Annotated in this window: 8 protein-coding genes and 1 pseudogene; 8 read left to right on the top strand and 1 reads right to left on the bottom strand. The window is 49.5% G+C overall.

Features of this window, described 5'->3' with window-relative positions; translation table 11 throughout:
- The 8 genes from Q0372_RS08490 to Q0372_RS08455 all read left to right on the top strand — a co-directional run.
- On the top strand, positions 1-404 hold a 404-nt coding region (locus tag Q0372_RS08490), incomplete at its 5' end, for a polysaccharide deacetylase family protein (protein ID WP_298104842.1).
- Complete coding sequence (locus tag Q0372_RS08485; RefSeq protein WP_298104840.1) at positions 401-1,156, top strand: glycosyltransferase family 2 protein; 756 nt, start codon at positions 401-403, stop codon at positions 1,154-1,156. The genes Q0372_RS08490 and Q0372_RS08485, both read left to right, overlap by 4 nt.
- Positions 1,157-1,220: 64 nt before the next feature.
- A complete protein-coding gene (gene purL, locus Q0372_RS08480) occupies positions 1,221-3,416 on the top strand; it encodes a phosphoribosylformylglycinamidine synthase subunit PurL (RefSeq protein WP_298104838.1) in 2,196 nt (731 codons plus the stop codon).
- 3 nt (positions 3,417-3,419) lie between these two features.
- Positions 3,420-4,376 (top strand): molecular chaperone DjiA, encoded by a 957-nt coding sequence (locus Q0372_RS08475; protein ID WP_298104836.1) that lies wholly within the window; start codon positions 3,420-3,422, stop codon positions 4,374-4,376.
- A 106-nt stretch (positions 4,377-4,482) separates the two neighbouring features.
- Complete coding sequence (locus tag Q0372_RS08470) at positions 4,483-5,094, top strand: hypothetical protein (RefSeq protein ID WP_298104834.1); 612 nt, start codon at positions 4,483-4,485, stop codon at positions 5,092-5,094.
- A gap of 14 nt (positions 5,095-5,108) precedes the next feature.
- On the top strand, positions 5,109-5,732 hold the full coding sequence (locus Q0372_RS08465) for a hypothetical protein (RefSeq protein ID WP_298104832.1): 624 nt from the start codon (positions 5,109-5,111) through the stop codon (positions 5,730-5,732).
- A gap of 26 nt (positions 5,733-5,758) precedes the next feature.
- On the top strand, positions 5,759-6,790 hold the full coding sequence (locus tag Q0372_RS08460; protein ID WP_298104830.1) for a hypothetical protein: 1,032 nt from the start codon (positions 5,759-5,761) through the stop codon (positions 6,788-6,790).
- A 488-nt stretch (positions 6,791-7,278) separates the two neighbouring features.
- Entirely contained in the window at positions 7,279-7,845 is a 567-nt protein-coding gene (locus tag Q0372_RS08455; protein WP_298104828.1) for a hypothetical protein, read from the top strand.
- On the opposite strand, the pseudogene Q0372_RS08450 reads toward Q0372_RS08455, so the two are convergent.
- Positions 7,815-8,069: pseudogene (locus tag Q0372_RS08450) on the bottom strand (protein-L-isoaspartate O-methyltransferase); the annotation flags it as partial. The gene Q0372_RS08455 and the pseudogene Q0372_RS08450 sit on opposite strands and share 31 nt — an antisense overlap.

Genomic DNA, 8,069 nt, shown 5'->3' with positions numbered 1-8,069 from the left:
TGAATTCTAAAATTTTAGATGCGGAAGCTTTAGACGAGGAGCAAATTTTAAAAATGCAGGCAAGCGGGCTAGTTGAGTTCGGTGCGCATACGATGCACCACGTAAATTTAGACCTTACCTATGCGAGCGATCCGCAGCTCGCCGCAGATGAGATCATCGAATCCAAGGCTCGCGTAGCACGTATTTGCGCTCAGCCTTGCGAGGTGTTTGCCTACCCCTACGGTAAATTTAACGACGAAATTTTAAATATCGCCAGATCAAATTTCAAAGGCGCGGTGGTCGTCAAGCGCGGGCTTTACGAAGCGGGCGACGACAAATACGCCGTAAAGCGTATCGGCATTTTGGGTACGGAGGGGTTTTTTGATTTTTGGCTGAAATTTACGAGGATAAGGAACAAACTATGATTAAAGCATCCGTTTATGCGATAGTGATGAATGAGGAGCGCCATATCGAGCGTATGCTACGTAGCGTGGCGGATTTTGCCGAGATCATAATCGTCGATAGCGGCAGCACCGATGCCACGCTGCAAATCGCGCGTAAATTTACCGATAAAATTTACCACCACGACTGGCGGGGCGAGGGGGTGCAGAAAAACTACGCGTTTTCGCTCTGCAGCAACGAATGGGTTCTCAATCTCGACGGCGATGAGGAGGTAAGTCCTGAGCTAAAGGGCGAGATAGAGGAGTTTATGAGCCAGAGCGATTACTCGGCGCTGGATATTAAATTTCATGAATACTCGCTGGGGCGCAGATGCTCCAATCTCGTGCATAAAAACACCCACATCCGCTTCTTTCGCAAGGAGTGCGGCGAATATAAGAACATGGGCGTGCACGCGCAAATTTCGATCATAAAAGGCGCGGTGAAAAAGAGCAAATTTTGCATCAACCATTTTAGCGAAAAGCCGATCGCAGAGCTCGTTACGAAAAACAATAACTACTCCACGCTGCGCGCGCAGGGGGATTTTGAAAAGGGCAAGAGGCCGAGCCTTGTGAAGCTTTTGCTGATCTATCCGTTTGCATTTTTTAAATCGTATATTTTGCGTAGGTCGCTTTTTGACGGGCGCAAGGGATTTATCACGGCAAACATTAACGCATTTTACGCGTTTTTAAAAGAGGCGAAACTTTACGAGAAGTATCTTAAAAAGGGCGAAGATTAATCGAAATGATAGAAAATTTTAGCTATCATTGGGATCTAAATTTAACGGCGAAAAGGGCGAGAAAATGGACAAAAAAGTAGTAGCGGCACATAAAATTTCAGACGAAGAATATGAAAAAATTTTAAAAATTTTAGGTCGCGAGCCGAATCTGCTCGAGCTTGGGATTTTTAGCGCGATGTGGAGCGAGCACTGTAGCTACAAATCGAGTAAAAAATACTTAAGCGGCTTTCCGACCAAGGCGCCTTGGGTTATCCAAGGCCCCGGCGAAAATGCAGGCGTCATCGACATCGGCGGCGGCATGGCCGCGGTTTTTAAGATGGAAAGCCATAACCACCCAAGCTTCATCGAGCCTTTTCAGGGCGCTGCGACAGGCGTGGGCGGGATACTGCGCGATATCTTTACGATGGGCGCGCGCGTCGAGGCCAATATGAACTCGCTTCGTTTCGGCGAGGTGCGAGGAAGAAGCGAAAGTGCCAGGAAGCAGCGCTATCTGCTAAAAGGAGCAGTTGCGGGCATCGCGCACTACGGCAACTGCATGGGGATCCCTACGATAGGCGGCGAGACGAGCTTCGATAAGAGCTTTGACGGCAACATTTTGGTTAATGCCTTTGCTCTTGGTATCGTTAAAAAGGATGAAATTTTCTACGGTAGGGCCGAAGGCGTGGGCAACAGCGTGATCTACGTGGGCTCTAAGACCGGTCGCGACGGCCTCGGCGGAGCCGTGATGGCGAGCGATAGCTTTAGCGACGCGAACAAATCTCTGCGCCCGACGGTGCAGGTGGGCGATCCGTTCGCCGAAAAGCTACTGATGGAGGCGTGCTTGGAGCTTTTTAAAACCGACTACGTCGTGGGTATCCAGGATATGGGTGCCGCGGGGCTTACTTCAAGCAGCTTTGAGATGGCGGGGCGCAGCGGCAGCGGCATGAGGTTAAACTTAGACAAAGTACCGATGCGCGAAGCAGGGATGAGCCCGTATGAGCTGATGTTAAGCGAGAGCCAAGAGCGTATGCTGATCTGCGCCAAAAAGGGCTGCGAGGAGAAAATCAAAGAAATTTTTGCCAAATGGGATCTGGATGCCGCCGTCATCGGCGAGGTGACGGATAGCGGCAAGATGGAGCTTTTTTGGTACGGCGAGCTAGCGGGCGTCATTCCGATCGAGCCGCTTAGCGAGGCTGCGCCCGTGCTGGATCGCCCGATAAAAGAGCCTGCATATATGGCGCAGATCGCGCAGCAAAATTTATGCGGCTGCGGCGCAAGCGAGCGCGAGCTGGACGCGGCGTTTGATAAAATTTTTGAGGACCCAGAAGTACTAAATAAATCCTACATCTACGATCAATACGACGCTAACGTAGGGTTAAATTCCGCCAAGCGCCCCGGTATGCTGGGCGCTGCGGTGATGCGCGTTAAGCAAAACGGCGTAAAGCTCGCGATGGCTGCGGACTGCAACACGCGGATGAATTACGTCCATCCTCGCATAGGCGCGGCGCTCGCGGTAGCGTCGGCAGGGCGAAAGGTCGCTATGAGCGGCGCGACGCCCTTAGCTATCACCGACTGCCTAAACTACGGCAATCCGCAAAATCCCGAGGTTATGTGGCAGTTCGCGCAGGGCTGTGAGGGGATCAAGCAGGCTTGCGCCGCGCTAAATACCCCGGTCATCAGCGGCAACGTAAGTCTTTATAACGAAACGGGCGGCGTTAGCATCCAGCCCACTCCCGCGATCGTATGCGTGGGTACAAACGAGGGCGAGATCATCCCTAGCGACTTTTGCGCTAGCGGCGTGAGCGTCTATCTGGCGGGCGATACGAAGGGCGTCTTTGCGGGCTCGCTTTATATGAAAGCGGTGGAAAACCGCGTCGCAGGCAGCCTGCCTGAGTTAAATTTAAAAGCAGAGCGCGCGCTGTGGGACTTCGCGATCGAGGCTGGCAGGAGCGGAGTTTTGGAATTTGCAAACTCCGTAGGAATCGGCGGCGTGGCGATTACGCTAGCTAAGATGGCGTGCGTAGGCGGCATCGGCGGCGAGTTTGAGATGAGCTGCGACGATAGTAGAGATATTTTCGATGAGAGCTTTTCGCGCGCGATTTTCGGCGTGCGCGACGAGGCGAAATTTAAAGAGCTGGCCGCAAAATATGGGCTAAGCTTGATGCGCCTAGGCATCAGCGGCGGCGAAGAGTTTCGCATAAATTCCGTCCGTAAAAACATAAACGCGCTAAAAGAAATTTACTTCGGCGAGTTTGCCAAGATCGTAAAGAGCGAAGATTAGCGCGTGCTTAGCATCATATTCCTTTTAATCGCGCTGTATATTTTCGCGCAGATCGGCGGGGCTCTCGGTAACTCCGGCTATCGCGGCAAGGCGCTAATGCAGCTAGGAGAGGCTAAAATTTTAGTAGCGCTTCTAGCCAAGGTCGCCAAAAGCGACGGGCACGTAAGCGAGTCCGAAGCTGCGATGATAAGCGAAATTTTGGACGATTTGGTGCGCCAAATGGGCGCCGGCGAGCGCGAACGCGAGGCGCTGAAGCTCGTCTATAAGCTCGAAAAAGAAAGCCTCGCAAACGTGCGCGAGCTTGCCGAAAAATATAACCAAACCTACCGCCCGAGTCCGAGCCGCAAAACGGGGCTAATCTATTTCTTTTTAAATTTAGCCTACGTCGATCGCGGTTTTAGCGCGGCAGAGCGGCGGACGATCTCGCAGATTTGCGACGGATTGGGCTTGCCCGAGCATATCCAAAGTCAGATGTTTGCGACCTTTGAGCGCAGCTTTTACGGCACATATTACGAAAACGGCGGCACTCAAAGCGATACGGCTTACGACGAATACGACGGCTATAGCACAAGAAGCGGCGGGTATTGGGACAAATACGGCGGCAGAAGCACCGGCGGCTACGGAAGCAGCAGTTACGGCGGCGGTACGGGCTACGGATATGGCGGCTCGCAAAGCTCGAGCGGCTCATACGGCGGGTATTCGAGTGGATATGGCGGCTATTCGGGCGACTCGCAAGGCTCCGCCAAAAGCAAAAGAGATCCGTATGAAATTTTGGGGCTCTCCAAGGACGCTACGTTTAGCGAGATCAAGAAAAAATATCGCGAACTAGTTAAAAAATACCACCCCGACATCCTGATGGGCAAGGGCGCGGACGAGGAGATCATCCAGGAGGGCACGAAGAGGCTTCAGGAGATCAATGAGGCGTATAAAATTTTAAAGGAGCGCTTCGGCGAGAAGTAAGGCGAAATTTTAAAATTTGAGGGCGCAAAACGCCTTGAAATTTTAAGGTAGGGCTTGCGATACGGCGATAAGGTGCGGCAAAGGATTAGAATTTAAGGAGCGATAAATGAAAAATTTTATAGTTTTTGCCGTTTTGACGGCACTGCTTGGAGGATGCGGGGTATTGCGTCCGGCTAAGAGCGATAAGGAGTTTAAATTTTACGACGGCAACAAAACCGTGATCTATAAATTTGCGGGTGAGGATCTGTATGAAAACGGCAGAAGCTTGGGCGTGTATTCTATGGATAGGGGCGAGCTTAGAACGCTTGTGCTCGATGAGACGGGCAGAGCTTACGGCAATAACTACAAGTCTGCGCTGAATGCCAAGCGGATGAAATTCTATCTTTTTAACGACGAAAGGGCAATGGTATTTAGCGTTTGGCACAAAGATGGGATTTGCAGCGTCTATAATGCAGGCAGATACGTAAATTTCGACTATACTTCAAATATGTTTAAAGACGGCGATTGGCTTTATGCGGACGGTAGAATTTCAAAAAGCGAGAGCTCGGTGCAAAATATGAGCCCGAAAGGACTAAGCGCATATAAAAATATGAATTTTGAAAAAGCGGTCGATCGCAAAGATGCGAAATATATAGCGGAGGACTTGGCTGTGGCTGGTTTTTTCAAAAAGACGATCGAGGGTCTTAAAACCATGGTTTTGGACGATTTTTGCAGATAGACTTCGAGGGAGTTATGGATAAAATCAAAATTTTAGCGCTGCTTGCGGCGGTCGCGCTGTTTGCGGGTTGTATGAAGGTAAAGTATTCACAAGCCGAGCTGCATCCGGAAAATTCCGTGATGATGAGCTATGACGGGCAGACCGTCACCGAGTATAAAATTTCAGGCGGCATGCTTTTAAAAGATGACGCAATCTTAGGAAGATATGAAAAGGAGGGCTCCAATCTCTATCTATTTACGGACGAAAGAGGAGTCAGCACGGCTAAGGATCAAATTTCGCAAAGAGGTCTAAATAAATTTACGATCTACGTTTTTACGCCCAATAAAGAGCTGCGAATCGCCGAGTATTCCGCAAGCGGCGGCGTTTGCAAGGCCTTTACGGAGGGTAAATTCGTAAGCCTGAAAGAGCACTTTAGCGGCTACGCTTCCTCCGCGCCGCTTTATTCATACTCGTTTTCGGCTTCGGTGTCGCAAAGCGCCAGCGCAAACGTGATCTCACGTTACGAATACGTGGGCTCAAGTCTAAAAAATAGTAGGGCGTTTTTGCAAAGCCCGCATACAGCTCTAGGCAATACGGTTAAAGAGAGCATCGAGTGGCACCGGGATAGATTGCGCGATATTTGTAAGTTAAAATTTTAAAACCAAACCAACACGAAAGGAAAACCATGGGATTTTTATCCAAAGACGAAGAGCCGCAGAAGCAGGGCGCCAAAAAGGCGGCGAAGCAACCGCCGATCTTGATGAAGCAAACGCAAGAGGTGATCACCAATATCGAGAAATATCTGGGCGCGCCGCTGCTTACCTATTTTAATTCGGGCGCGGGCAGCGTCTGCGGTAACGACGCGATCAGTATCAACGACCATCTTAAAGGCAAGCATTTCGAAAAGCTCTACCTTTACATCAAATCTGACGGCGGCAGCGGTATCGCCTCGCTTAAGATCGTCTCGATCCTACGCAACCACTGCGACGAGCTGATCGCGCTGGTGCCTGCAAACTGCGCTTCGGCGGCTACGATGATGGCGCTTGGGGCGAATAAAATTTTAATGGGGCCGCTAGGATACCTCACATCGGTCGATACTTCGCTGCGACACGAGCTTTCGCCCGTTACGAACACCAACGACCAAGCCAACGTCTCGATGGACGAGCTAAGCCGCGTGGTGAAGCTTTGGAAAAACAATGAGCGCCCGAACGACGAGAATCCGTACAAGGAGCTTTACAAATATATCCATCCGCTCGTTTTCGGCGCCGTCGATCGCGCAAGCAGCCTGTCGCTTAAAATTTGCCGCGAAATTCTGCGCTATCACTTCGACGATGAGCAAAAGATCGCCTTTATCAGCGACAAGCTAAACAGCGGCTATCCGTCGCACGACTATCCGATCTTATTCAGAGAGGCTAACGAGCTTGGGCTTCAGGTCGAGAAGATGGATACGCGCCTAAGCGAGATGCTTCAAATTTTAAACGAGCTCTACGCCGAGATGGGGCAGCGCACATTCACCGACTTTGACGAGAACAACTACCATGATAATAATATCGCCAATATCATCGAAATTTCGGGATGTCAGATCTACTATCAGATCGACAAGGACTGGTTTTACCGCGAGGAGGAGAAGCGCTGGATCGTGCTAAACGACGAGAGCTCGTGGCGCAAAAACGAACTCGACGGCAAAAATATTAAAAACAGCATCTATTATATTTAGTGCTGTTTGGATTTCGCGTCGCTTTAAATTTGCGGCTTATAAAATTTAAATCGGCGCGTAAAATTTAAGTGAGCAGCGACAAACGGCGCTAATGGAGCTCGTGGGCGATGACGTGGCTGCGCTTATGGATGAGCTGGAAAATAGGATGTGCAAGTAAATTTAAAATTTTAAAAGCGGCAAAAGTAAGCGCCAACTAGCTTGGCGATAAAAGCTGCGCCGTGAAATTTTAAATTTAGCCGATTCGCGCCGATTTTTTCGGCTAAATTTACGCTGCGGTTTAAATTTACGTTTTGCGCGCGGCTTTTAAATTTAGCCTTTGCAAGCGGCGCAAAATTTTAAAATTTACGTCCGCGCGAGCAAAGCGGCGGCATTTGAAAAGTAAATTTAAAATTTGCGCGCGGTAAATGCGGTAAATTTAGCAAATTTCGCTTTGCCGATTTTCGCTTCATAAATTTGGCAAAATTTTAAAATTTAAAGGATTTTTCGCGATGAAATTTTTTATCTCGTCTCTGTTTTTGGCTCTGTCGCTGCTCGGCTGCGCGGGCAAAAACTCGCCTGCAAGCGATAAAACCTATGTTCTTTCAAGCGAGCTTGGGGATACGAAATACGCTTTTTACGGCGGAAATCTCTACGAAAACGGCGCGATTTTAGGCTCTTACGAAACGCGAGGCGATGCGAAGCTTGCGATTTTAGGCGGTAGCGGCGCAAATTTAGACAAAAACGCAAAGCTCATAAAACTATATTTTTTCGAGCGCAGATACGGCGCGATCTACGCCGTAAGCCACAAAAACGGGGTCTGCGCCGAGTACAATAAGGGAAATTTCGTAGATTTTCAAATTTTATTTAATATTTTTCAAAGCAAAGAGTGGTTTAATTATAGCGGCGGCATCTCTCGTGATAATGAGAGGCTAAAAGAGCTGAGTTCGGCGCGCATGGCGAAATTTAACGGCGCAAAGCTCGGCGCGGCGGATGAAAAGACGAGGCGCGAGTATCAAAAGGCTCGCCGCGAGGCGATTTTGTATTTTCAGCTTAACGCAAACGATATGCGCTCGTAAAGCGTCATTGTTTGAGTTTCTTCTCCTATCGGAATTACTAAACGTCCTCCTACCGCCAATTGTGCAAGCAACGCTTTCGGCACATATGGAGCACCTGCCGTTACCAAAATACGGTCAAAAGGCGCTTCGTTAGGAATCCCTTTATAACCGTCGCCAAAGTACATATGCACAGTACGATTCATTAGTTTGGGAAGTAGTTTTTGTGTTTGCTTAAAGAGTTTCTG

Source organism: uncultured Campylobacter sp., assembly GCF_937997405.1.
In the GTDB taxonomy this organism is placed as follows: domain Bacteria; phylum Campylobacterota; class Campylobacteria; order Campylobacterales; family Campylobacteraceae; genus Campylobacter_B.
This window is presented reverse-complemented; position numbering and strand designations above follow the sequence as displayed.

Excerpts from the sequence above, each read along its gene's own strand:
- Q0372_RS08485 (WP_298104840.1), top strand. The coding sequence starts at position 401 with ATGATTAAAGCATCCGTTTATGCGATAGTGATGAATGAGGAGCGCCAT.
- purL (WP_298104838.1), top strand. The coding sequence starts at position 1,221 with ATGGACAAAAAAGTAGTAGCGGCACATAAAATTTCAGACGAAGAATAT.
- Q0372_RS08470 (WP_298104834.1), top strand. The coding sequence starts at position 4,483 with ATGAAAAATTTTATAGTTTTTGCCGTTTTGACGGCACTGCTTGGAGGA.
- Q0372_RS08465 (WP_298104832.1), top strand. The coding sequence starts at position 5,109 with ATGGATAAAATCAAAATTTTAGCGCTGCTTGCGGCGGTCGCGCTGTTT.
- Q0372_RS08460 (WP_298104830.1), top strand. The coding sequence starts at position 5,759 with ATGGGATTTTTATCCAAAGACGAAGAGCCGCAGAAGCAGGGCGCCAAA.
- Q0372_RS08455 (WP_298104828.1), top strand. The coding sequence starts at position 7,279 with ATGAAATTTTTTATCTCGTCTCTGTTTTTGGCTCTGTCGCTGCTCGGC.